This window comes from Streptomyces sp. NPDC026500 (assembly GCF_055567635.1).
The window spans coordinates 426,513-449,538 of the sequence record NZ_JBVHQB010000005.1; the positions used below are offsets into that span (position 1 = coordinate 426,513).

20 protein-coding genes are annotated in these 23,026 nt (G+C 71.2%); 10 read left to right on the plus strand and 10 right to left on the minus strand.

Features of this window, described 5'->3' with window-relative positions:
- The first annotated feature begins 156 nt into the window (after positions 1 to 156).
- Genes ACZ4N5_RS12510 through ACZ4N5_RS12520 form a run of 3 tightly spaced genes read left to right on the plus strand, consistent with a single transcriptional unit; the run spans position 157 to position 1,952 of the window.
- Positions 157 to 990 carry a helix-turn-helix domain-containing protein gene (locus tag ACZ4N5_RS12510; RefSeq protein ID WP_467757046.1) on the plus strand — a complete coding sequence of 278 codons (834 nt, stop codon included), beginning with the start codon at positions 157 to 159 and terminating at the stop codon, positions 988 to 990.
- Entirely contained in the window at positions 972 to 1,166 is a 195-nt protein-coding gene (locus tag ACZ4N5_RS12515) for a DUF397 domain-containing protein (RefSeq protein ID WP_467757047.1), read from the plus strand. Before ACZ4N5_RS12510 ends, ACZ4N5_RS12515 begins: the two co-directional genes overlap by 19 nt.
- 18 nt (positions 1,167 to 1,184) lie before the next feature.
- Positions 1,185 to 1,952: a PIG-L deacetylase family protein gene (locus ACZ4N5_RS12520; RefSeq protein WP_467757048.1), complete on the plus strand. Its 768-nt coding sequence runs from the start codon at positions 1,185 to 1,187 to the stop codon at positions 1,950 to 1,952.
- A gap of 36 nt (positions 1,953 to 1,988) precedes the next feature.
- On the opposite strand, the gene ACZ4N5_RS12525 is transcribed toward ACZ4N5_RS12520, so the two are convergent.
- The gene (locus ACZ4N5_RS12525; protein WP_467757049.1) at positions 1,989 to 2,660 is read right to left on the minus strand and encodes a response regulator; all 672 of its coding nucleotides are present in this window, start codon (positions 2,658 to 2,660) and stop codon (positions 1,989 to 1,991) included.
- Positions 2,657 to 4,066: a sensor histidine kinase gene (locus ACZ4N5_RS12530; RefSeq protein ID WP_467757050.1), complete on the minus strand. Its 1,410-nt coding sequence runs from the start codon at positions 4,064 to 4,066 to the stop codon at positions 2,657 to 2,659. The genes ACZ4N5_RS12525 and ACZ4N5_RS12530 overlap by 4 nt, the downstream gene beginning before the upstream one ends.
- Positions 4,067 to 4,198: 132 nt before the next feature.
- Between ACZ4N5_RS12530 and ACZ4N5_RS12535 the strand changes: the two genes are divergently transcribed.
- Complete coding sequence (locus ACZ4N5_RS12535; RefSeq protein WP_467757051.1) at positions 4,199 to 5,113, plus strand: ATP-binding cassette domain-containing protein; 915 nt, start codon at positions 4,199 to 4,201, stop codon at positions 5,111 to 5,113.
- On the plus strand, positions 5,110 to 5,976 hold the full coding sequence (locus tag ACZ4N5_RS12540; protein ID WP_467757052.1) for an ABC transporter permease: 867 nt from the start codon (positions 5,110 to 5,112) through the stop codon (positions 5,974 to 5,976). The genes ACZ4N5_RS12535 and ACZ4N5_RS12540 overlap by 4 nt, the downstream gene beginning before the upstream one ends.
- An 81-nt stretch (positions 5,977 to 6,057) precedes the next feature.
- Here ACZ4N5_RS12540 and ACZ4N5_RS12545 read toward each other — a convergent pair whose 3' ends face one another.
- Both ACZ4N5_RS12545 and ACZ4N5_RS12550 read right to left on the minus strand, forming a co-directional pair.
- Entirely contained in the window at positions 6,058 to 6,468 is a 411-nt protein-coding gene (locus ACZ4N5_RS12545; RefSeq protein ID WP_467757137.1) for a protein-tyrosine phosphatase family protein, read from the minus strand.
- 94 nt (positions 6,469 to 6,562) lie between these two features.
- Positions 6,563 to 7,303: a FadR/GntR family transcriptional regulator gene (locus ACZ4N5_RS12550; protein ID WP_467757138.1), complete on the minus strand. Its 741-nt coding sequence runs from the start codon at positions 7,301 to 7,303 to the stop codon at positions 6,563 to 6,565.
- 267 nt (positions 7,304 to 7,570) lie between these two features.
- On the opposite strand from ACZ4N5_RS12550, the gene ACZ4N5_RS12555 reads away from it, so the two are divergent.
- Genes ACZ4N5_RS12555 through ACZ4N5_RS12575 form a run of 5 tightly spaced genes read left to right on the plus strand, consistent with a single transcriptional unit; the run spans position 7,571 to position 14,209 of the window.
- Positions 7,571 to 9,199 (plus strand): ABC transporter substrate-binding protein, encoded by a 1,629-nt coding sequence (locus ACZ4N5_RS12555; protein WP_467757053.1) that lies wholly within the window; start codon positions 7,571 to 7,573, stop codon positions 9,197 to 9,199.
- 19 nt (positions 9,200 to 9,218) lie between these two features.
- The gene (locus ACZ4N5_RS12560) at positions 9,219 to 10,178 is read left to right on the plus strand and encodes an ABC transporter permease (RefSeq protein ID WP_467757054.1); all 960 of its coding nucleotides are present in this window, start codon (positions 9,219 to 9,221) and stop codon (positions 10,176 to 10,178) included.
- Positions 10,178 to 12,154: a dipeptide/oligopeptide/nickel ABC transporter permease/ATP-binding protein gene (locus ACZ4N5_RS12565; RefSeq protein ID WP_467757055.1), complete on the plus strand. Its 1,977-nt coding sequence runs from the start codon at positions 10,178 to 10,180 to the stop codon at positions 12,152 to 12,154. Before ACZ4N5_RS12560 ends, ACZ4N5_RS12565 begins: the two co-directional genes overlap by 1 nt.
- 31 nt (positions 12,155 to 12,185) lie before the next feature.
- Positions 12,186 to 13,277 carry an oligopeptide/dipeptide ABC transporter ATP-binding protein gene (locus ACZ4N5_RS12570; RefSeq protein ID WP_467757056.1) on the plus strand — a complete coding sequence of 364 codons (1,092 nt, stop codon included), beginning with the start codon at positions 12,186 to 12,188 and terminating at the stop codon, positions 13,275 to 13,277.
- Complete coding sequence (locus tag ACZ4N5_RS12575) at positions 13,274 to 14,209, plus strand: dihydrodipicolinate synthase family protein (RefSeq protein WP_467757057.1); 936 nt, start codon at positions 13,274 to 13,276, stop codon at positions 14,207 to 14,209. The genes ACZ4N5_RS12570 and ACZ4N5_RS12575 overlap by 4 nt, the downstream gene beginning before the upstream one ends.
- A gap of 39 nt (positions 14,210 to 14,248) precedes the next feature.
- Here the strand turns inward: ACZ4N5_RS12575 and ACZ4N5_RS12580 are convergent, their stop codons facing one another.
- The 6 genes from ACZ4N5_RS12580 to leuA form a co-directional block, all read right to left on the minus strand.
- Positions 14,249 to 15,463, minus strand: a complete 1,215-nt coding sequence (locus ACZ4N5_RS12580; RefSeq protein WP_467757058.1) for a sialidase family protein — start codon at positions 15,461 to 15,463, stop codon at positions 14,249 to 14,251.
- Between the two features lie 165 nt (positions 15,464 to 15,628).
- Positions 15,629 to 16,306: a response regulator gene (locus ACZ4N5_RS12585; RefSeq protein ID WP_467757059.1), complete on the minus strand. Its 678-nt coding sequence runs from the start codon at positions 16,304 to 16,306 to the stop codon at positions 15,629 to 15,631.
- Complete coding sequence (locus ACZ4N5_RS12590; protein WP_467757139.1) at positions 16,303 to 17,706, minus strand: sensor histidine kinase; 1,404 nt, start codon at positions 17,704 to 17,706, stop codon at positions 16,303 to 16,305. The genes ACZ4N5_RS12585 and ACZ4N5_RS12590 overlap by 4 nt, the downstream gene beginning before the upstream one ends.
- A 99-nt stretch (positions 17,707 to 17,805) precedes the next feature.
- Positions 17,806 to 19,899 (minus strand): MMPL family transporter, encoded by a 2,094-nt coding sequence (locus tag ACZ4N5_RS12595; RefSeq protein ID WP_467757060.1) that lies wholly within the window; start codon positions 19,897 to 19,899, stop codon positions 17,806 to 17,808.
- 200 nt (positions 19,900 to 20,099) lie between these two features.
- Entirely contained in the window at positions 20,100 to 20,795 is a 696-nt protein-coding gene (locus ACZ4N5_RS12600; protein ID WP_467757061.1) for a TerB family tellurite resistance protein, read from the minus strand.
- 217 nt (positions 20,796 to 21,012) lie between these two features.
- Entirely contained in the window at positions 21,013 to 22,764 is a 1,752-nt protein-coding gene (leuA, locus tag ACZ4N5_RS12605; RefSeq protein ID WP_467757062.1) for a 2-isopropylmalate synthase, read from the minus strand.
- Positions 22,765 to 23,026: the final 262 nt, after the last annotated feature.

The window sequence follows — 23,026 nt, forward strand, 5'->3', positions numbered from 1 at the left end:
CGGGCGGCGACTTCATGTGCCGGTGACGGTTCTTCTTCCACTCTGCTCACCTGTCCCTTTGCGTTTCACGCTTCGCATCTTCATGGTGACGCTCCGCATCTAGAATCGACAGGATTCGGTTCGCTACAAATGCGGCGCAGCGTAAGGGGGTTGGCCGTGGCCAATGGTTCTCGGCAGGCTGCCTGGGAGTTTTTCGGTTCAGAACTGAAACGACGCAGGGAGGACGCGGGTTTCACCCAGGTGGAGTTGGGTGCGCGAGTTTTTGTCTCCGGGGGCTATATCGGCCAGTTCGAACAGGCCATCCGTAAACCACAGTTGGACGTGGCCCGGCGGATCGACACGCTCCTGCGGAGCGACGGCTTCTTCGAGCGAATGTGGCACAAACTGATCGACGACAAACGGTACGCGGGGTATTTCGCGGCGGTCGTCGAACTGGAGCGGACGGCGACAAAGATCGCGGAGTTCGCGCCCGCGCTGGTGCCGGGTCTGTTGCAGAAGGCGGGTTATGCGCGGGCTGTGACGCTGGCCGCCAATCCGTTCGCGACGGACGAGTACGTGGAGGAGAAAGTGTCCGCCCGGCTGGAGCGGGCCCACGTTCTCGGTGACGCTACAAGGCCCATGTATTGGGTGGTGCTGCACGAGAGCGTGCTGCGCATTCCTGTGGGCGGGGCGGTGACGATGGCCGGGCAACTCGACCACATCGTGGGTGCGGTGCGGGAGCGCAGGGCTGCCGTACAGGTGATCTCGTACGCGGCGGGAGCGCACGCGCTCATGACCGGGGACCTCAGGCTCATGGACTTCGAGGACGCCCCGCCAACGGCCTACACGGAGACGTCCTTTTCGGGAACCCTCGTCGACGATCCGGCCATGGTGAAGCGTGCACAGCACGCATACGATCTGCTCAGGGCCGTCGCGCTGTCGCCGGAGGCGTCCCTTGCCCTGATCGAGGCGGCGGCGGAGGAGTTCAGACGATGCGCGCCTACGACCTGAGCAACGCCCGCTGGCGCAAGAGCAGTCACAGCAACGGGGAGGGCGGCAACTGCGTCGAGGTCGCCGACCAGGTCCCCGGTGTCGTCCCCGTACGGGACAGCAAGGTGGCCGCCGGGCCCGTGCTGCTGATCGGCGCGGACGCCTGGGCCGCGTTCGTCGCCGGCGTCGAGGACTGAGCGGGTACGACCCCGGCGATGACCTTTCCGAGCCTTCTCGCGGTGTTCGCGCACCCCGACGACGAGTCCCTGTCCGCGGGCGGCGTACTCGCCCGGCACGCGGCTTCGGGAGCCCGGACCGCGGTCGTCACGGCGACCTGGGCGGAAGACACCCACCGTGCCGCGGAATTGGCCGACGCACTGCGCGTCCTCGGCGCGGGCGCACCGCGGATGCTCGGCTACGCCGACGCGCGGATGCCGCAGTCGGCACCGGGAGCCGTCCGGTTCTGCGACGCGCCGCTCGACGACGCCGTACGACGACTGGTCGCGCACATCCGGGAGATCCGCCCGGACATCGTGATCACCCATGACGCCTACGGCGGGCTGACCGGCCACCCGGACCATGTCCACACCCACCGGGTGACCGTGCTCGCGGTCCAGGCCGCCGGACTGGACCGGCTCTACCCCGACGCCGGGGCCGCGTGGCGGCCGCGCTCGCTCTACCTGGCCACACACCCGGACTCCGCCGCCCGGAACCTGGGCGCGCTGCTGGTCCGGGAGGGCAGGCCGATGTTCAGCGTCCCGGACGAATGGGTCGGCGTGACGGTCGATGTACGTCCCTGGCTGGACCGGAAGATCGAGGCCGTGCTCGCCCACCGCTCCGAAGTGGAACGGGGAGCGCTGCCGGGGCGGATCGCCGCCCTCCCCCGGGCCGGCCGCGAGAGGCTGCTGGCCACGGAATGGTTCATCCGCCACGAGTCCGCTTCCATGCCACCGGCCTCCCCTCACCGGCCCGGACGGACCTGACCGCCTGAGAAAGCCGACCGGTCCGCGCTCACCGGTTCACCGGTTCACCGACACCAGCCCCGCCTCGTACGCGATGATCACGAGCTGGACGCGGTCCCGCGCGTCCAGCTTGGAGAGCAGGCGGGTGAGATACGTCTTCGCCGTCGCCACGCTGATGAAGAGCCGCTCGGCTATCTCCGTGTTGGACAGCCCGCTGCCGACCAGCGTCAGCACCTCGCGCTCGCGCTCGGTGATGCCCTTCAACTCACGCTGTGCACGAGCAAGTTCGGGGCGGGCGGCGGTGAAGTCCTGGATGAGCCGGCGGGTGACGGCGGGGGCGATGAGGGCGTCCCCGGCCGCCACCACGCGGACCGCCCCGATGATGTCGTCCAGGCCCATGTCCTTCACCAGGAACCCCGACGCGCCCGCGCGCAGCGCCCCGTACACGTAATCGTCGTCGTCGAACGTGGTGAGGATGACGATCCTCGATTCACTGCTCGGCCCCGTGGTGTCCGCGGTGATCCGGCGGGTCGCCTCGATGCCGTCCATGCCGGGCATCCGGATGTCCATGACGACGACATCGGGGCTGAGTCTCCCGGCCAGTGCCACCGCTTCCTCGCCGTTCTCCGCCTCGCCCACCACCTCGATGTCCTCGATGTCGGCGATGACCATGCGCAGGGCCGTACGGATCAGTTGTTGGTCGTCGGCGAGGACCACGCGGACCGTCATCGGGCACCAGCCTGGCTCGTGGCCGGGAGCGGGAGGCGGGCGCTCACGCGGAAACCGCCCTCGGGGCGCGGGCCCGCGGTGAACTCGCCGTGCAGCAGGGCGGCTCGCTCGCGCATGCCGATGAGACCGAACCCCGTGTCCGTGGTGCTGCCCCGTCCCCGGCCGTCGTCGGTGATCTCGACGGCGACCTCCGTCTCACGGTGGTCGACCGTCACCCGGCAGGCGGTCGTCGCCGCGTGCCGTACGACGTTGGTGATCGACTCCTGGACGATCCGGAACGCGGACAGGTCTATGTCCGGCGGGAGTTGACGCCGCTCGCCGCTCCAGTGGACGTCCACGCGGACCCCGGCCGCCGTCGTCGCGGCGGCCAGCCGGTCGAGGTCGGCGAGCCCCTCGGCGGGGTGCGGCGGGACGGCCTGCGCCGTGCGGGACGACCGGTTCTCGCCGGGCGCCGGGGGACGGCCCGGCGCGTCGGGGCCGTCGTGTCCGCGAGGGCCGCCCGGCGTGTGCGCGGTGCCACAGCCCGGGGTTCCGGACGGGTGGGACGGACCGTCCTGGCCCGCCGGGGCCGCCCGGTCCGTCGGCGTCAGTTCCGCCTGGTCCCTCGGGTGCGTCTGGTCCGCGTGGTCGGCCTGGCGGAGCGCGACGAGCATGCGGCGCAGCCCGGCGAGGGTCTCGCGGCCGGCCGTCTCGACCGCTGTCATCGCCTCGCGGGCGGCGTCCGGCTGGGTGTGCACGACGCGGGCCGCCGCGCCTGCCTGGAGGGCGATGATGCCGATGCTGTGGGCGACCATGTCGTGCATCTCGCGTGCGATGCGCAGGCGTTCGTCGGTGACGGCCTGACCGGCCGCCCTCGCACGCAGCTGCTCGGCGTGGACGCGGGTGCGGTGGGCGGCGTCGCCGAGGAGCCAGGAGACGACGACGGTCAGGGCCACGGTCAGTTCGACGAGTGTGCCGACGCCCCATCCCCTCAGTAGTCGTACCGAGAACCAGGCGACCAGGAGGGCGAGCGCCATGGCGAGCGCGGTGAGTCCGGTACGGCGGGGGCGGGCGGCCGCGATGAAGTAGAGGGCGATGTCGACGGCCAGGTACTGGGCGAGCTGGATGCCGCCGGCGGCGAGGTTGATGGTGAGCACGCCGGCCGCCGCGAGCAGCAGGGTGAAGGCGTTGAGGGGCCGGTGCCCGAGGCGCAGGCTGCCGGCCAGGGCGACGGCGCACGCCACGGTGAGGAACAGCAGGCCGTCCCAGCGGTAGAACTGGACGGCGGCCACCTCATTGGCCGTCTCTTCGCCGGGCAGTCGGATGCGCGCGAGGAACGTGAACAGGGTGCTGGCGCACCAGGCCAGGGCCACCCAGGCGCCGGGCGGCACACGCTTGAGCGGGGGAAGCGGCGGCGTGACATGCATGCGCCGATCGTAGGCAGGCGGTGGGGCGCGGGCATCGGCCCGTGGACGTACACCCGGGGTCGACACGCCCCGCCGGAGAGTGTCCGCGCCGGGCCGATGTGCCCGGCCGGTGGTCGGCGGGACCGTGTCGGCGTGATCGAAGTCGACGAACTGACGAAGAGATACGGCGACACGACGGCCGTACGGCGACTGACGTTCCAGGTGCGGCCGGGGCACGTCACCGGGTTCCTCGGCCCGAACGGAGCGGGAAAGACGACGACCCTGCGCATGCTGCTCGGTCTGATCGCGCCGACCACCGGGACGGCCACCGTCGACGGGCGCCCGTTCCGGGACCGGCCGCGCGGACTGCGGCATGTCGGCGCACTCCTGGACGCGGGCGATGTGCACGGCGGGCGCAGTGCGCGGGCCCATCTGTCGGCTCTCGCGCGCAGCAACCGGATCCCGGCGGGCCGGGTCGACGAGGTGCTGCGCGAGGTGGGACTTTCGGGCTCCGCGGCCCGCCGCCGCGTCGACGGCTACTCGCTGGGCATGAAGCAACGCCTGGGGATCGCGAGCGCGTTGCTCGGCGATCCGCCGGTGCTCCTTTTCGACGAGCCGCTCAACGGCCTGGACCCGGAAGGTGTCTTGTGGGTGCGCGGCCTGTTCCGCAGGCTCGCGGGCGAGGGCCGCACGGTCTTCGTCTCCAGTCACCTCATGTCGGAGATGGAGCACACCGCCGACGAGTTGATCGTCATCGGACGGGGTGAGCTGATCGCCGCGGAGAGCGCGGCACGGTTCGCGGCGCGCGGCACCGGGCATGCCGTGACGGTCCGCACGCCGGACGTCGAACGGCTGACGGCGGTGCTGTCCGCCGAGGGTGCGGCGGTGGCTCCGTACGACGCGCGGACGCTGAAGGTGTCGGCGCTGAGCGCGGCGCGTATCGGCGAACTCGCTTTCCAGCACCGGATCCTGCTCGAAGAGCTGACCCCGCAGGCCGCCTCCCTGGAAGCGGCGTTCATGGAACTGACCGCCGACAGCGCCGAATTCCTCGCCGGAGACTCCCGATGACAACCACCGCCACGCCCGCCTCCACGCCCGCTCCCCCTTTCCCTCCTGCTCCCGCTCCCCGTTTCCGGGATCTCCTCGGCGCCGAGTGGATCAAGCTCTGCTCGCTGCGCTCGACGTACTGGGCGCTCGGCGCGGGCGCCCTGGCGGTGATCGCGTTCAACGCGAACGCGGCGCGGGTGGACGCGGCCGACTATCCGCGCTTCGACGCTCAAATGCGGTCGCAGATGGCCCGGTTGGCCCTGCGGGACGCCTTCACCGACGGCTCCGCGATGATCCTGGTCCTGGCGGTGGCGAGCATCGGCGCGATCACGATCGTGGGCGAGTACGCGACCGGCCTGGTGCGGACGACCTTCGCGGCCGTTCCCGACCGGCGTGCGCTGATGGCGGCGAAGGTGGTCCTGGTGACCACGGTGATGACGGTCTACGGCGCTTTCGTCGCGGGCGCTTCGTTCGCCTCCACGCAGGCGATCCTCTCGACCCGTGCCGCGGGCGTCTCCCTGACCCACCCCGGCGCGCTGCGCGTCGTCTGCGCCTCGGCGCTCCTCGCCCCGGTCTGCGCGCTCGCCGGTATGGCGCTCGGGTCCCTCATCCGGCACAGCGCCACCACGATGGTCGCCGCCACCGCCGTGCTCCTGCTGATCCCCAGCTTCATCACCGACCGCTATGTCTGGACGGCCGCGGTGAAACACGCCCAGCCCGTCAAAGCCTGGAACCGCCTGGCGGACATCACCTACGCCCACGCCCCCTTCACCCTGGTCCCCCGCCACCAGGCGACGGTCACGGGCGCCTGGATCACCTTCGCCGCCTGGGCCGCGGTGTCGGCCGTCGTCGCGATCGTGACGGTGGACCGCCGGGATGTGTGAGGCGTACGGCCCGGACGCGTCCGTGGATGCACCCGCACGGTTGCCCCCTCCATCGCGGGGCGACGCAGGGGGCCGTCCGGATCACCTCTGGGCGCCGAAGCGGCGTACGTACGCGCGCTGCCAGGGTGTCTCCACCGCGTGCCGGTCGTAGTGCCGGCGTACGTACGCCACCGCGTCCTCGGGCGGTACGCCGTCGAGGACGGCGACGCAGGCCAGGGCCGTGCCGGTGCGGCCACGGCCGCCGCCGCAGGCGATCTCCACGCGTTCGTCGGCCGCCCGCCGCCAGGCCTCGGTGAGGACCGCGCGGGCCTCGGCGCGGTCGGCGGGCAGCCGGAAGTCCGGCCAGCGCAGCCAGCGGGCTTCCCAGGGGACCGGGGGCGGCTGTCCGCCGAGCAGGTGGACGGCGTACGTGGGCAGGGGGCCGCCGTCGGCCGGAAGCGGCCGGCGCAGGGCCCGGCCCCGGATCAGCCGGCCGGAGGGCAACGACAGCACACCCGCGCCGCCCGGGTCCCAAGTGCTGCTCTCGGCTTCGGCGCCGGGTCGCCCGCCGGGCTGCGAGTCGGGGTCGGTTTCGGCCACGGCCCGTTCAGCTCACGCCGCGGGAGCCCTGGGCCGCCCGTGTCTCGATTCCTCGGAAGTGGTCGGCCATCGCGCGCTGGGCGCCCTCGACGTCCCGTACCCGCAGAGCGGTGAGGATGTCGCGGTGACGGCGGGCCGTCACCTCCGGGGTGATGTCGTCGGTCCAGCCGCGCACCGCGGCGACCCGGCGGAAGACGGTCCAGAACGCGCCGAGCAGCTGGGGCACGAGCGGGTTGCCGAGCGAGGCGTACAGCAACTCGTGGAACTCGCTGTCGAGTTCGGGGAAGGAACGTCCGTCGTCGCCCGCCGTCTCCATTTCCGTGACGACGGCTTCGAGCCGGTCCAGCTCCTCCTCGGTCAGCACCTGGGCGACCCGGCTTATCAGTCCCTCCTCCAGCACCTCGCGGACCTGGAGGATCTCGGCCAGCGCCCCGGTCGGATCGTCCGGACGGGCGAGCGTGCGGAAGGTCAGTCCGTCGACGAACGGCGTCATGGACGCCTCGCCCACATAGGTGCCGTAGCCGTGCCGGATCTCGACTATGTCGAGTGCCTGGAGGGCCTTGAGTGCCTCACGGACCGAGTTGCGGCTCACGCCGAGATCGGTCATCAGCTCGGTCTCGGTGGGCAGCGGCGCACCGGCCGGAAGCCCCTGGTCGAGGATCAGTTGCATGACCTCGCGCTGAATCTGACTGCTCACCCGGCGCTCGGGCCGACGCCGGTTCCCGGTCTCCTCAGGCATGCGCCGCATCGTACGCTCGCTGGACATCGGACGTCCCACCTCCGGGCTGATTAAACGCCAAGTTCGGCCAACTGCCCTGATTCATACCGCCATTGGTCGCACCTGTGGAAGATACGCCATTCGTGTGCGATCCCTTGACCCTCCGAGCGCCCCCTCTTATGGTCGCGCTGCCCCCTATGACGTAGGACGTCGTATCTCCTGCTCCCGGGCCATCGCACCGACCGCTCCACCGCCTCACCGGACCGCTCAACTGGACCACTCCTTGCTGGAGGAACCGTGCGCGACGTGAACCGCACTCCGGCGCTGCACCGCCGGTCGTTCCTGAAGTACACCGGGGCCCTGGGCGCGGCCGCCGCCCTCTCCTCGACCCTTGCCGCCTGCACATCCGGGCCGGAGTCGACGAACGACACCGGCGGTTCGGGCAGCGGCAGGAACGCCACACTGACGGCCGTGATCGGCTACGGGAACGACGGCAGCTGGGATCCGACGCAGACCGCGTCCGCCTTCTGCATGGCCGCCAACAACCACATCTACGAGGGCCTGCTCGACACCGACCCGATCTCCCGCGAGCCCTACGCCGCGCTCGCCACCCAGGTGCCCGCCGACCTCACCGGCACGTCGTGGAAGTTCACGCTGCGGGCGGGTGCCACGTTCCACGACGGGAAGCCGGTCACCGCCGACGACGTGGTCTTCGTCTTCGACCGGATACTCGATCCGAAGACCCAGACCCTCGCCAAGGGCTTCTTCGCCAGTTGGCTGAAGGAAGTCCGCAAGATCGACGCGCAGAACGTCGAGCTGGTCCTCAAGTTCCCGTTCCCCGAAGGGATCTCCCGGCTCACCCTGGCGAAGATCATGCCCAAGCACGTCTTCTCCCAGCCGGGTGCCTGGGACGACGCGATCAAGGGCAAGGCGATCGGCTCGGGCCCGTACCGGCAGACCGCGCACCACCCGAAGTCCAACACGACGTTCGAGGCGTTCGCCGCCTACAACGGGCCGCGCAAGCCCGCCTTCAAGAAGATGAACTGGCTGACCATAGTGGACGCCGCGCCCCGCGTCGCGAAGATCTCCGGGGCGAGCGCCGCTGCCCAGATCGCCGACAACATCCCGTACGCCAACATCGAACAGCTCCGCAAGGGCGGCATGACCGTCCAGGGCGGCGCGGGCATGAACAACCTGTTCCTGATGTTCAACACCCAGCACAAGCCGTTCGACGACGTACGCGTCCGCCAGGCGCTGCGCTACGCCATCGACACCGGCAAGATGGTCGAGGTCGCCCTCAGGGGGCACGGAAAGCCGTCGAGTTCCTTCCTCAACGAGGCCAACCCCTCCTACCGGCCCGCGAAGACCGTCTACTCCTACGACCCGGAGAAGGCGAAGAAGCTCCTGAAGGCGGCCGGGGTCAAGGGACTGAAGATCGAGATCCTGTCGGTGAACGTCAGCTGGATCGTCGACTGCCTGCCGACCATCAAGGCGTCCTGGGACGCGATCGGCGTACAGACGACGCTGTCCCCGCAGGAGACCACGGCCGTGTTCACCAAGATGGACCAGAAGCAGGACTACCAGGTGGTGGCCGCTGCCTCGAACCCCAACCAGTTCGGCCTCGACGCCGACCTGATCATGCACTACAACTACGGCCCCCAGAACCTGTGGATGGGCTACGCCCGTTGGGCCGGCGACCCGGTCGCCAAGCAGCTTTTCAAGGACATGGACCGGGCGACGCAGGAACCGGACGCCGACAAGAAGAAGACGATGATCCAGGGCTACATCGACGTCGTCGCCGAGCAGGCCGTGCTCTACCCGGTCGTGCACAACGAGCTGATGACGGCGTGGAATCCGCGCCGGCTCGCGGGGATAAGGCCCCAGCCCTACCCGGGCATCAACCTGCTGCAAGCCAAGTGGGTCTAGGCGACGAGGGAGTTCGTACGTGGTCGCCATCGTCAGGATCCTGCTGCGCCGCGTCGCGCTGCTCGTGCCGCTGATGCTCGGGATCGTCCTGTTCGTGTTCCTGGTGATGCGGTTCTCGGACGTCGATCCGGCGTCCGCGTTCTTCCAGGGCGCCAACCCGACCCCGCAGCAGCTGCACGACTTCCGGGAGCAGAACGGACTGCTCGATCCGCTGCCCGTGCGCTACTTCCACTTCGTGGCGGACCTGGTGCACGGCGACATGGGCACCAGCGCGCTGACCCGGGCGCCGGTCGTCGAACAGGTCACCACCGCGCTGCCGCTCACGCTCCAGCTCACCTTCCTGGGGCTCGGCATCGCGGTGGTGCTGGCGCTGTTCGGCGGGGTCACGGCCGCGATCTACCGCGACCGGCTGCCCGACCAGATCATCCGGGTGGTGTCCCTGACCGGGGTCGCCGCACCGGGCTTCTGGCTGGCGCTGCTCATGATCCAGTACCTCGCCGTCGACCAGGGCTGGTTCCCGACCGGCGGCTACATCAACCCGGCCGACTCGCTCTCGGGCTGGCTGAAGACCATGGCGCTGCCCGCGCTCGCGCTCTCGCTGCCGGTCGCGGCCCAGCTCACCCGGATCGTCCGGACGTCCGTGGTCGAGGAGCTCGACAAGGACTACGTGCGCACCGCGATCGGCAGCGGGCTGCCGCCCCGGGTGGTCGTCGGCCGCAACGTCCTGCGCAACGCCCTCATGAACCCGCTCACCGTGCTGGGCCTGCGCGTGGGCTATCTGCTGGGCGGCGCGGTCGTCATCGAGACGATCTTCTCGCTGCCCGGCATGGGCAAGCTGATGATCGACGCCGTGCAGAACGGTGACCCGGCGGTCGTGCAGGGCGTCGTCCTGACCACGGCCATCGGCTTCGTGGTCGTGAACCTCGTCATCGACATCCTGTATCTGCTGGTCAACCCACGACTGAGGGAAGCGACCTGATGTTCACGCGGAAGGATCTGGCGGGGGCCCTCGCCCGGCCCGGAATCCGGCTGCGCGGCTGGCGCAGGCTGCCGCCGCTGTCGAGGATCGCGGTCTGCTTCCTGGCCGTGGTCCTCGTGGTGGCGCTGTTCGCCCCCCTGCTCGCGCCGCACGACCCGCTCGACCAGCGGCCGCAGGCGGACGGCACCGGGCATCCGTCGGCCGGTCACTGGATGGGGCAGGACAGTCTCGGCCGGGACATCCTCAGCCGGCTGATGTACGGGGCGCGCTGGTCCCTGGCGATCGGTCTCGGCGCCACCGCGCTCGCCCTGGTCGTGGGAGCACTGCTCGGCGCGGTCGCCGCGACCTCGCGCAAGGCGGTCGACGAGACGCTGATGCGCTGCCTGGACGTCGTGATGGCGTTCCCCGGCATCGCGCTCGCCGCCGTGCTCGTCGCCGTGTTCGGCGGCGGCATCACCGTACTGATCTGCGCGATCGCGTTCCTGTTCACCCCGCCCGTCGCCCGGGTCGTGCGGGCGAACGTCCTCGACCAGTACGGGGAGGACTACGTCACGGCAGAGCAGGTGATCGGCGCCCGCACCCCGCACATCGTCCTGCGGCACGTGGCCGTCAACTGCGCGGCCCCCATCCTGGTGTTCTGCACCGTGCAGGTCGCCGAGGCGATCGTGTTCGAGGCCTCGCTGTCCTTCATCGGCGCGGGCGTACGGCCCCCGGCCCCGTCCTGGGGCAGCGTCATCGCCGACGGCAAGAACATGGTGCTGACCGGCGGCTGGTGGGCCACCGTCTTCCCGGGCCTGCTGATGCTGGTCACCGTGCTGTGCCTGAACATCCTGTCCGAGGGTGTCTCCGACGCGTGGGCCGCGCCCGCGGCCCGGGAGGTGTCCGTGCCCCCCGCCGAGGACCGCCTCGAAGCCCCCGAGCCGGGCAGCGGCACGGTCCTCGAACTGCCGGGTCTGGCGGAGGCCGCCGCCCGGCTGCGCTCACGGGCCCGCCCGCTCCCGTCGGGCCGGCAGCCCGTCCTCGCCGTCGAGCATCTGGCCATCGGCTTCGACGACCGGCACCGCGGTGTGGACATCGTCGACGGCATCAGCTTCGAGGTGTATCCCGGCGAAGTCCTGGGCCTGGTGGGCGAGTCGGGCTGCGGGAAGTCGCTGACGGCCCTGACCGTGATGGGCCTGGAGCCGAAGGGCGCCCGGGTGCGCGGCCATGTCCGTTTCGACCAGCGGCAGTTGGTGGGCGAGCCGATGCGGGTACGGCGCCGACTGCTGGGCCACGAGATGGCGATGGTCTACCAGGACGCGCTGTCTTCCCTGAACCCGGCGATGACGATCAGGGCACAGCTGAAGCAGGTGATACGGCGGGGCGGCAAGCGCACGGCGGCCGAACTCCTCTCTCTGGTCGGCCTCGATCCCGAGCGCACCCTGCACAGTTACCCCCACGAGCTCTCCGGCGGCCAGCGCCAGCGCGTCCTGATCGCGATGGCCCTGTCCCGCGAGCCCAAGCTGATCGTCGCGGACGAACCGACGACGGCCCTGGACGTGACGGTCCAGGCGCAGGTCATAGAGCTGCTGCTGCGGCTGCGGGCGGAATTGGACTTCGCGCTGATCCTCGTCTCGCACGACCTGGCGCTGATCTCGGCGGTCACCGACCGGGTGGTCGTGATGTACGGCGGCCAGATCGTGGAGACGGGGGTGACGGCGGACCTGGTGGAGTCCCCGGCACACCACTACACGCGCGGGCTGCTGGGCAGCGTGCTGTCCCTGGAGTCGGCCGCGGAGCGCATGACGCAGATCAGGGGGGTCGTCCCCTCCCCCGCCGACTTCCCGGCCGGCTGCCGGTTCGCCGACCGGTGTCCGATGGCGAGCGAGGTGTGCCGGACGACGGCGCCGGACCTGGTCGGCCCGCACACGCACACGGCGGCCTGCCACCACCCGGCCGTCGACCTGGTGACCACGGAGAGCGAGGCCGTGAAGTGAGGACCGATCCGACGGCGCCGGGGGCCGTCACATGACCGCGCCGGTGCGGGAGGCCGAGGCCCGCCGGACGGACGCGCTCGTCCGGCTCACCGACGTGCATGTCGTCCACAAGGCGCGCAGCGGCGGTGTGTTCACCAGGGACCGGGTGTACGCCCTGACCGGCGCCGATCTCACCATCGTGCCCGGCGAGACGATCGGCGTCGTCGGCGAGTCGGGCTGCGGCAAATCGACGCTCGCGAAGGTGCTCGTGGGGGTGCAGCGGCCGACCTCCGGGACCGTGACCTTCCGCGGCCGCGACCTGTGGTCCCTGAAACCGGACGAGCGGCGCACGGCCGTCGGCGGCAGCACGGGCATGATCTTCCAGGACCCGTCGACGGCTCTGAACCGCCGGCTGCCCGTGCGCCGCATCCTGCGCGACCCGCTGGATGTGCACCGACGCGGCACCTCGGCCGAACGGGCCGACCGGGTGAAGGAGTTGATGTCCCTGGTCGGCCTGCCCCGGGCCCTCGCGGACGCGCTGCCCGGCCAGCTCTCCGGCGGTCAGCGCCAGCGGGTGGCGATCGCCCGCGCCCTGGCCCTGGATCCCGAGCTGGTGGTGGCCGACGAGCCGACGAGCGCGCTGGACGTGTCGGTCCGCGCGCAGATCCTCAACCTGCTCCTCGATCTGAAGGAACGCCTGGGCCTGGCCCTGGTGTTCGTGTCCCACGACATCCAGACGGTGCGCCGGATGAGCGACCGGGTGATCACGATGTACCTGGGCCGGATCGTGGAGGAGTCCCCGGCCGACGAGGTCACCGACGGCTCCCGCCACCCGTACACCCGGGCGCTGTTCTCGGCGACCCCGGGCCTGCTGGATCCGATCGAGCCGATTCCGCTGACCGGGCCCGTCCCTTCGGCGACGCGCCCGCCGAGCGGCTGCCCCTTCCGCACCCGGTGCTGGAAGGCGGACGAGGAGTGCGCGACCCGGATGCCGGAGTTCACGGCCGCGTCGAGCCCGGGTCACCGCTTCCGGTGTCACCATCCTGTCGAGGAGGGCCGGTCGACGCGCACCCTGGTCGCCCAGGCCGAGTCCGCCGCCATGGCCGACGTTCCGTTCCAGCAGCACATCCGGGAGCCTTCATGACCTTCCCCGCCCCGCTGACCGGTGTCGTACCGCCCGTCTGCACGCCCCTGACACCGGACCGCGAGGTGGACGTCCCGTCGCTCACCAGACTGATCGACCATCTGGTGGACGGCGGGGTGCACGGCCTGTTCGTCCTCGGCTCGACGTCCGAGGTGGCCTATCTGACGGACGCGCAGCGCAAACTGGTGGTGGAGACGGCGGCGGGGCATGTCGCCGGTCAACTCCCCGTCCTGGCCGGTGCGATCGACATGACGACGCCCCGCGTCCTGGACCACGCGCACACCGCCCGCGCCGCGGGAGCGGACGCGATCGTGGTCACGGCCCCCTTCTACACCCGCACCCATCCCGCGGAGATCGCCCGCCACTTCCGTGTCGTCGCCGCCCGCGCGTCGCTCCCCGTGTTCGCGTACGACCTGCCGGCCTCCGTCCACACCAAGCTGAGCCCCGGACTGGTCCTCGAACTCGCCGCCGACGGTGTGCTGGCCGGTCTCAAGGACTCCAGCGGCGACCTCGGCGCCTTCCGCACGGTCGTCACCGGTGTTCGTACCCACCCCCGCGTCACCGGCTTCACCGCGCTCACCGGCTCCGAGGTGGTCGTCGACTCGGCCCTGGCCCTCGGCGCGGACGGCGCGGTCCCCGGCCTGGCCAATGTGGATCCGGCGGGCTACGTACGGCTGTACGAGCTGTGCGCGGCGGGCGACTGGGAGCGGGCCCGGGCGGAGCAGGAGCGGCTGTGCGAGCTGTTCGGCCTGGTGAGCGTCGGCGACCCGGCCCGGATGGGCGGCAGCTCCTCGGCCCTCGGCGCCTTCAAGGCCGCGCTGTTCCTGCGGGGCGTCATCGACTGCCCCGCGACGGCGGAACCCCAGGTACCGCTGTCGCAGGGCGAGGTCGAGCGGGTCGGGAAGTACCTGGCCTCGGCGGGACTGCTCTAGGGCCGGACACCGCGTCGCTCCGGCCGGGGCCGGACACCGCTACCCCAGCAGTCCGCTCAACGACGGCAGCCGCCTGAACTCGACGCTCTCGTACGGTCCCGTGACACCGGTCTCGTAGAGGATGCCGACCCGGGAGGTGCCGAGCTGGACGAGGTCCGAGTAGGCGGCTCGCTGGGTGGACAGGGTGCTCGCCTTCACGAAGGTCGCGCCGGCGGTGGTGCTGCGCCAGACGGCCATGGACTGGCGGACGGTGGGGACGGACGGCCCGGAGAAGAGGAGAGGGGCGAAGCGGCCGGTCAGCTGGAGGACGCTGCCCTGGACGACGGGGACGTCGTTCAGGGTGGGCTGGACGGCGAAGGGCCGGTCCAGGGTCTCGGCGCCGTCGCTGGAGTAGGAGTCGAGGCGGTTGCCAAGGCTGGTGCCGTTCTGGTCGCGCGAGGTGAAGTAGAGCCGTCCGTCGGGGAGTTCGGCCACGGAGCTCTCATTGGCGTTGTCGACCCCGTCGTACGAGTCGTCGACGAAGCCGAGCCGCCAGGTGATCCCTCCGTCGTCGCTGTAGAGCGCGTGCGCTCCGTAGTACTTCGGCTCCTGACCGGTGTCGGCGGACCCGGTGGGCGGGGCGGCGGAGTGGTTGGCGGGCACGACCAGGCGCCCGGCGTGCGGTCCGTGGCGCAGCGCGATCGCGTGGCCGGGGCCGGTGGCGTACCAGCGCCAGCCCGGCAGTTTCGCCTGGGCCGTGATGTCCCGCGGGGCGGAGAAGTGCCGCCCGTCGTCACGGCTGGTCTGGACGAAGACGCGCCGGCTCTGCTCCGCCGTGACCTCGCCCCGCATGATCTGCGCCTCGGTCACCGCGCCGCTGTTGTAGGACGTGAGCAGGACGATCCGGCCGGTCCGTGGGTCCACCACCGGCGCCGGGTTGCCGCGGGTGTCGCCGCCGCCGGACGCGACGACGCGGAGCGGGCTCCAGGTGCAGCCGCCGTCGGACGACCGTCTGAGGACGACATCGATGTTCCCGGTGTCACCGGCGCCGCTGTGCCGCCCCTCGGCGAAGGCGAGCAGCGTGCCGGCCCGGGTCATGACGGTCGCGGGGATGCGGTAGGTGTCATAGCCCTCCTGGCCCGCTGTGTACGGGACGGAGGATGTGCAGCCCCCGCCGGTCAGCGGCGCGGCCGAGGCGGTGCCGCCCGTGGCGGAGAGGGTGGTGAGGAGTCCGGCGGCGGCTGCGAACGCGACCATGCGGCTCATGCTGGTCATGGCACTCCCTGGAGTACGTCGACTGCATCGGACATGGAACGTGGGACGTGGGACGTCCTCGTGAACCTAATGTTCCCCGGGTGCCACAGCAATACCCGTGCTTTCACGGCGTGTTGACGAGACGTCAGTTGACGCCGGCGTCTCGCCGGACCGGCGCCGGGCCGGTCAGGCCTGCCCCGCCTCTCCCGGAGTCACCAGGCCCGACTCGTACGCCACGATGACCAGCTGGGTCCGGTCGCGGGCGCCCAGCTTGCCGATGATGCGGCTGACATGGGTCTTCGCGGTGAGCGGGCTGAGCCCCAACGCCGCCGCGATCTCGGTGTTGTTGAGGCCGCGCGCGACCAGGGTGAGCACCTCGCGTTCGCGCTCGGAGAGCCCTTCGGGGCCGCCCACCGTGAGCGCGGGAACCGATGGCGTGCGCAGGAAGCGGGCGACCAGGCGGGCGGTGGGGCCCGGTGAGAGCAGCGCGTCCCCGGCGGCCACCGTGCGGATCGCGTCGAGGAGTTCGGCGGGCCGGGTGTCCTTCACCAGGAAGCCGGAGGCGCCCGCGCGCAGCGCCTCAACGATGTGCTCGTCGGTGTCGTACGTGGTGAGCACGAGCACCCTGACCCCGGTCAGGCTCTCGTCGGCCGCGATGAGCCGGGTCGCCTCGATGCCGTCCAGGTCGGGCATGCGGATGTCCATGACGATCAGGTCGGCCCGCTCGGTGCGGGCCAGCTCGACGGCCTCCCGCCCGGTGGCCGCCTGTCCGACGACCTCCATGTCCCGCGCCGACTCCACGAGCATGGCGAACGCGGCCCGCACGAGGTTCTGGTCATCGGCGAGGACCACACGGATGGTCATCGGAGCTCGCCCCTCCCGGGCTCGGACACGGCCACGGAGTCGAGCCCGGGATCGCGTACGGCCCCGGAATCACGTACGGCCAGGGGATCGCGTACGGCCTCGGGACCACCCGGCGCCCCGGGCGCGCCTACGTCATCGGCGTTCCGTACGTCATCGGAGGCGCCCGGCGCTCCGGGACGGTCCGCGCAGTCCGCCGCCGTCCACTGCTCCGGCAGCGTCGCGCGCAGGGGCAGTACCGCCACCACCGCGAATCCGCCCCCTTCCCGCGTCCCGGTCTCCACCGTGCCGCCCACACTACGAGCCCGCTCCCGCATCCCCACCAGGCCGAAGCCGGGCGAGCCGCCCGCGTCACCGATGCCGTCGTCCGTGACCGTCACGCGCAGGGCCCAGCCGTCCATGCTCAGGTCGACGCGGACACTCACCCCGGGGCCCGCGTGCCGTACCGCGTTGGTCAGCGCCTCCTGGACGATGCGGTAGGCGGCGGCGCCCACGGCGGAGGGAACACCGTCGGCCCGGACCGCGGCCGGCATATCCACCCGCGCGCCCGCCGAACGGGCCGCCGCCACCAGATCGGGTACCCCGTCGAGGCCGGGCAGCGGCCCCCGTCCGTCGCTGCCGCCGTGCTCGGAGTCGCGCAGCACCTCCAGCGTGGACCGCAGTTCGCCGCGCGCGCTCCGGCAGGTCTCGGAGATGTCGTCGAGGGCCTTGGCGACGGCCGTACGGTCGAGGCGGTCGGGGTCGGCGGCCAGCACGTGCGCGGCGACGGAGGTCTGCACGCCGATCAGGGTGATGCTGTGGGCGAGCAGATCGTGCAGGTCACGGGCGATGCGCAGACGTTCCTCGGCGACCCGGCGGCGGGCCTCCTCCTCACGGGTGCGTTCGGCGCGCTCGGCGCGATCGACCACCGAGGCGAAGTACTGCCCGTGCACCCGGGCGCACACGCCGAGAACGATGAACGCGACGATCCAGCCGGTGACGCGCAGCGCCTGGGTGCCCTCGGCGGAGCCCTGACCGAACTTGACCGCGAGCATGATCCCGATGACCCCGCTGCCGATCACCAGGGAGCGCAGCGGGCGCCCGGTGGCGGCGACCGTGAACAGCGCGGTCATCGAGACGAGCAGCGGCGCGTTGTGGTTGAAGTCGAGTGCGTGGTACGGGCCGACACAGGCGACGAGCGCGAGGAACGCGGCGAGCGGGGCGCGTCGCCGCCAGATCACCGGGATGTGCGCGGCGATCAGCAGGGTCCAGCCGAGCGCGTCCAGGCGCCGGCCGTCGGCCTGCACGGTGAAGGCCACGGTGATGTCGAGAATCAGCAGCACGCCGGCGAGCAGCGCGTCCTGGCGCAGGATCCGCGCCGGGCCGGCGTTCCCCCGGCGTCCGAAGCCGGTGCGGTGCAGCATGCGTTTGACGTCCACCGCTTCATCCTCCGTGAGGGGGCGCCCCTCGGGGAGAGAGGGGCGCCCGATGTCCGTTGTGTGCGCAGGGAGCTGCCGGGCCGCTCAGCCTACGGCGACGGGCTCCTGCTTCCCCGCCGCCTCGGTGTCCGGCTTGCGCGAGAGGCCGCCCGGCCACCACACCATGCGTCCCAGCGCCACGCTCGCGCTGGTCACCAGGTACGTACGGACGAGGAAGGTGTCGAGCAGCACACCGACCGAGATCACGAAGCCGAGCTCGACGAGCTGGAGGAGCCCCATGTTCGTGAGCACCGCGAAGGTGGCCGCGAGGACGAGGCCTGCCGAGGCGATCACGCCTCCCGTGGTGCGCAGCGCGGTGAGCGCGGCGGCGGCCGGCTCGGCACCGGAGAGGGATTCCTCCCGCATCCGGTGCATGAGGAAGATCCCGTAGTCGACGCCGAGAGCGACCAGGAACACGAAGGACAGCAGGCCGAGACCGGGATCGGTCCCCTCGAACCCGAGCAGCGGGCCGAAGACGAGGCCGCCGATACCGAGCGCCGCTCCCCACACCGCGATGACGGCGGCGACGAGCAGCAGCGGGGCGACGAGCGACCGCAGCAGCAGGACCAGGATCAGCAGCACCGAGACGAGGACGATCGGTACGACGACGAGCCGGTCGCGGGCATTGGTGTCCTGGAGGTCGATCTGCTGGGCGCTCGGGCCACCGACGTACGATCCGCCGAGGTCCGCCCGCAGGGCCTTGATCGTGGCGGTCTCGGCCGCCGACTGGGGAGCGCCGCGCGCGATGACGGAGATCTCCGTCCAGCCGCCGCCGCTGCGTCCGCGCTCGGCGCTCGCGACACCGGCGTGGCCGCGCACCGAGGCCAGCGTCGTGTCCGCCCGCCCGGTTGGGGTGATCACGGTGATCGGCTGGGTGCCCCGCCCCGGGTAGGCGCCGGCGAGGGTCTCCATCGCGGCGACCGAGTCGGGCCGGTGGGCGAAGGCGTCCTGCTGCTTCAGCGGGCCGGGCAGGTTCAGCGTGCCGAGGGCGAGCGCCCCGAGCAGGACGGCTCCACCGGCGAGCACGACGAGCGGCCGGCGGCCTGCGGAGGACCCCATCGCGGAGAACAGGCTCCGCCGCTGCTTGGGCTCGGTGCCGAAGGCGGGGACGAGCGGCCAGAACACCCGCCGCCCGAGAAGGACGAGTACGGCGGGCAGCAGGGTCAGCATGGCGACGAGGGCGCAGAGCACGCCTACGGTGCCCGTCGGGCCCATGCCCCGGCTGCTGTTGAGGTCGGCGGCGAGCAGGCACAGCAGTCCGGCGGCGACGGTGCCGGAGGAGGCGAGCACGGCGGGCCCGCAGCCGCGCAGGGCCTCCCTCATGGCGTCGTAGGGCCGTTCCACGCGCCGCAGTTCCTCCCGGTAGCGGGAGATGATCAGCAGGGCGTAGTCGGTGCCGGCGCCGAAGACGAGGATCGTCATCACGCCCGAGCTCTGGCCGGAGACGCTCGTGCCGAACGCCTGGTGGAGTCCGTAGGCGACGCCCATGGACAGGTAGTCGGCGACGCCCGCGACGGCGAGCGGCACGAGCCACAGCAGCGGGCTGCGGTAGATGAGGATCAGCAGGATGGCCACGACGGCGACGGTGGTGTAGAGCAGCGGTCCGCCGAGCGAGTTGTAGACCTCCGCGGCGTCGGTGGCCAGTGCGCCGGGCCCGCCGACGTCGACGCTCATCCCGTCCGTTCCCCGGGCGACATCGCGTACGTCGTTCACGAACGCGTCGCGCTTCTTCTCGTCGGTGCCGGGCGCGGTACTGGCGACCGCGTACATCAGCGTGCTGCCGTCGGGGGACGGCACCGCCTCGGGGGTGCCGGTGAGCGGGTTCGCCCGGGTGATCGCGGCGACCTGACGGGCCGCCGTGTCCCGGTCGGCGGAGCGGAGGCCCCCGTCGCGGTGGTAGACGAGCACGAGCTCGGTGGCCTCCCCGCCGGGCAGCCGGTCCTCGATCTTCGCGACCTGCGTGGAGTCCGCGCTCGACGGCAGATAGTCGACGGCACGGTCGTGCTGCACGTCCGAGAGCTTCGCCGCGAACGGCCCGACGGCGGCCAGCACGGCCACCCACAGCCCGAGCAGCAGCCAGGGCACGGCAGCCCGCCGCCGTGGGCCTGTGCTCGTCTTTCCGGCCTTCTCGGGCCCCATGGCGGGGTCCTCCCCTTCTCGCGGAATGTCTGGACAAGCTCCAGACTCCCGGCGCGGCGGACGCGATACGTCGCGCGGAAGGGCGAGTTCGGGGGTACTGCGAGGGGTGACGCGGGGGCCGGACTACTCCCTGGGGAGTAACGGCGGGGCGGGGCGGGACTACGACGGCGTCCGTGCCGTCGCCAGGAGGCGGGGCGGGACTACGACGGCGTCCGTGCCGTCGCCAGGAGGCGGGTCACGTCGTCCGAGCAGATCGTCAGGGCCGCGCCCACGGTGGCGAGGACGTCCCGTTCGGCGGGGGTGTACGGCCCGTCGGCGAGAGCGATGCGGGCGCCCTGGAGAAGGATCGCCTCGCGGCCCGTCGGGGCGAGGTGCGGGGCCAGCGGGTCCAGGGCCTCGTGGAGTTCTATGGCCAGGCTCGCTCCGCAGGGCTCGCCGAAGAAGCGGCCCGTGTCGGCGGCGAGGGCCTCGACGAGGGCGCTGAGCTGGTCCTCCGTGCAGTCGTCGAAGCCGGCCGAGCGGACGGCCGTGGCGGCGGTCTCCAGGGACGAACGGGCGCAGCCGCCGCCCGCCGCGAGGACCGCGAGGGCGACGGTGTGTACGGCGTCGCGGAGCATCGCGGAGAAGCGGGTGGTGGTGGGGTGGTCGAGGACGTCGGCGCCGTAGTGGTGCCGGCAGGCGGCGCATTCGACGACGGGCCCCGTCTCGCCGCGCGGGAGAACCGGAACACCCAGAAGAGTGAAGCGCCGTCGGCCGGCGAGCCGCTGGTAGTTGCGGTCGCCACCGCAGCCGGGGCAGAAGAACTCCCCGTCGCCCACGGTGCTCCACGCGGTACGGGTGCCCAGGATGCGGGGAACCTGAACTGCACGACCGTTTCGTCCCCATCCTGGCAGCACGTCGCACACCTCCGTAACTCCCCCACAGCCTTAAAGGCGTGGGAGGTACCCCCACGGCAACATCGCCGTGCTGGCGTGATGTTAGCCACATTGTCGAGGTGTAGTCAGTACCTAGGACGAGACCTGCTCGTGACCTGCACATGGATTGGCCGGGATACGACCCGGCCCCGCCCGCCTCGAAAGGCGGACGGGGCCGGAAAGAACCAGGTGGACGAGGTCAGCGGGCCGCTCGGTTGACGGCGGAGACGACGGCCTTCAGCGAGGCACGTGTCGTATTCGCGTCGATGCCGATTCCCCACAGGACCTTGTCGCCGATCGCGCACTCGATGTACGACGCGGCCTGCGCGGAGGCGCCCTCGCTCATCGTGTGCTCCTGGTAGTCCAGCAGGCGCACGTCGACGCCGATGGACTGCAGGGCGTCGAAGAAGGCGGAGATCGGACCGTTGCCGGTGCCGCTCAGGACGGTGTCGACGCCGTCGACCGTGGCTTCGACGGTCAGCGCGTCCACGCCGTCCTTGTCCGTGGTGGACTGGCCGGTCCTGACCTGGATACGGCCCCACGGGTTCCCGGGGTTGGGCAGGTACTCGTCCTGGAAGGTCGCCCAGATGTCCTTCGGCGTGACCTCGCCGCCCTCGGCGTCCGTCTTCGCCTGGATGATCTTCGAGAACTCGATCTGCATCCGGCGCGGCAGGTCCAGCTTGTGGTCGTTCTTCAGGACGTACGCGATACCGCCCTTGCCCGACTGCGAGTTGACGCGGATGACGGCCTCGTAGGAGCGGCCGACGTCCTTCGGGTCGATGGGCAGGTACGGGACGGCCCACTCGATGTCGTCGACGGTGACGCCCCTGGCGGCCGCGTCGGCCTCCATCGCGTCGAAGCCCTTCTTGATGGCGTCCTGGTGGGAGCCGGAGAAGGACGTGTAGACCAGGTCGCCCACGTACGGGTGGCGCGCGTGGACCTCCATCTGGTTGCAGTACTCCCACGTACGACGGATCTCGTCGATGTCGGAGAAGTCGATCTGCGGGTCGACGCCCTGCGAGAACAGGTTCATACCCAGGGTGACCAGGTCGACGTTGCCGGTGCGCTCACCCTGGCCGAACAGGCAGCCCTCGACGCGGTCGGCGCCGGCCATCAGCGCCAGCTCGGCGGCGGCGACGGCCGTACCGCGGTCGTTGTGGGGGTGGATCGACAGACAGACGTACTCGCGGCGGGACAGGTGACGGCCCATCCACTCGAAGCGGTCCGCGTGCGTGGAGGGGGTCGAACGCTCCACCGTGGCGGGCAGGTTGAGGATGATCTCGCGGCCCGGACCGGGCTGCCAGACGTCCATGACCGCCTCGCAGACCTCCAGCGCGAAGTCCAGCTCGGTGTCGGTGAAGATCTCGGGGCTGTACTGGTACCCGAACTCGGTCTCGGGGCCCAGCAGTTTCTCCGCGTACTCGACGACCAGGCGCGTGCCGTCGACGGCGATCTGCTTGATGTCGTCCTTGGAGCCGCGGAAGACGACACGGCGGAAGACCGGCGCGGTGGCGTTGTACAGGTGCACGTTGGCGCGCTTGGCGCCCTTCAGCGACTCGACGGTCCGCTCGATCAGGTCCTCACGGGCCTGGGTCAGTACGGAGATCGTGACGTCGTCCGGGATCGCGGTCTCGTCCTCGACGATCGAGCGGACGAAGTCGAAGTCCGTCTGGCCCGACGCCGGGAAGCCGACCTCGATCTCCTTGTAGCCCATCTTCACCAGCAGGTCGAACATCTCGCGCTTGCGCGCGGGCGACATGGGGTCGATCAGGGCCTGGTTGCCGTCGCGCAGATCCGTGGAGAGCCAGCGGGGGGCGACGGTGATCCGGTTGTTCGGCCAGTCGCGGTCGGCGATGTCGACCTGCTCGTACTGCCCGTACTTGTGGACCGGCATCGACGTGGGACGCTGACGGTTCGTGCGGGTGTGCTGGCTGCTCTGGCTGTTCGCCATGATGCGTAGGCTCCTCAGGATGTCCGAAAGGACGGCCGACGGCGCAACGCCAGACTCCGCGGGGAGGGGGTCGGCCTCGACTACAGGCCCTCGCCGCGGCAGCTAAGGAGAAGCAGCCCGAAACGCATGATGCTCCGCAGCCTAGCGGAGCCGGCGCTCCGTACGGAGGGCTGTATCAGTATGCGGGATCGCACCCCCCAAAAGGGACAAAAAGTGCGCTATACCACTTCCAGGCGGAATCCCAGGCTCCTTATCGCCGCAT

Excerpts from the sequence above, each read along its gene's own strand:
- ACZ4N5_RS12515 (WP_467757047.1), top strand. The coding sequence starts at position 972 with ATGCGCGCCTACGACCTGAGCAACGCCCGCTGGCGCAAGAGCAGTCAC.
- ACZ4N5_RS12520 (WP_467757048.1), top strand. The coding sequence starts at position 1,185 with ATGACCTTTCCGAGCCTTCTCGCGGTGTTCGCGCACCCCGACGACGAG.
- ACZ4N5_RS12525 (WP_467757049.1), bottom strand. The coding sequence starts at position 2,660 with ATGACGGTCCGCGTGGTCCTCGCCGACGACCAACAACTGATCCGTACG.
- ACZ4N5_RS12530 (WP_467757050.1), bottom strand. The coding sequence starts at position 4,066 with ATGCATGTCACGCCGCCGCTTCCCCCGCTCAAGCGTGTGCCGCCCGGC.
- ACZ4N5_RS12540 (WP_467757052.1), top strand. The coding sequence starts at position 5,110 with ATGACAACCACCGCCACGCCCGCCTCCACGCCCGCTCCCCCTTTCCCT.
- ACZ4N5_RS12550 (WP_467757138.1), bottom strand. The coding sequence starts at position 7,303 with ATGCGGCGCATGCCTGAGGAGACCGGGAACCGGCGTCGGCCCGAGCGC.
- ACZ4N5_RS12565 (WP_467757055.1), top strand. The coding sequence starts at position 10,178 with ATGTTCACGCGGAAGGATCTGGCGGGGGCCCTCGCCCGGCCCGGAATC.
- ACZ4N5_RS12570 (WP_467757056.1), top strand. The coding sequence starts at position 12,186 with ATGACCGCGCCGGTGCGGGAGGCCGAGGCCCGCCGGACGGACGCGCTC.
- ACZ4N5_RS12575 (WP_467757057.1), top strand. The coding sequence starts at position 13,274 with ATGACCTTCCCCGCCCCGCTGACCGGTGTCGTACCGCCCGTCTGCACG.
- ACZ4N5_RS12580 (WP_467757058.1), bottom strand. The coding sequence starts at position 15,463 with ATGACCAGCATGAGCCGCATGGTCGCGTTCGCAGCCGCCGCCGGACTC.
- ACZ4N5_RS12585 (WP_467757059.1), bottom strand. The coding sequence starts at position 16,306 with ATGACCATCCGTGTGGTCCTCGCCGATGACCAGAACCTCGTGCGGGCC.
- ACZ4N5_RS12590 (WP_467757139.1), bottom strand. The coding sequence starts at position 17,706 with ATGCTGCACCGCACCGGCTTCGGACGCCGGGGGAACGCCGGCCCGGCG.
- ACZ4N5_RS12595 (WP_467757060.1), bottom strand. The coding sequence starts at position 19,899 with ATGGGGCCCGAGAAGGCCGGAAAGACGAGCACAGGCCCACGGCGGCGG.
- leuA (WP_467757062.1), bottom strand. The coding sequence starts at position 22,764 with ATGGCGAACAGCCAGAGCAGCCAGCACACCCGCACGAACCGTCAGCGT.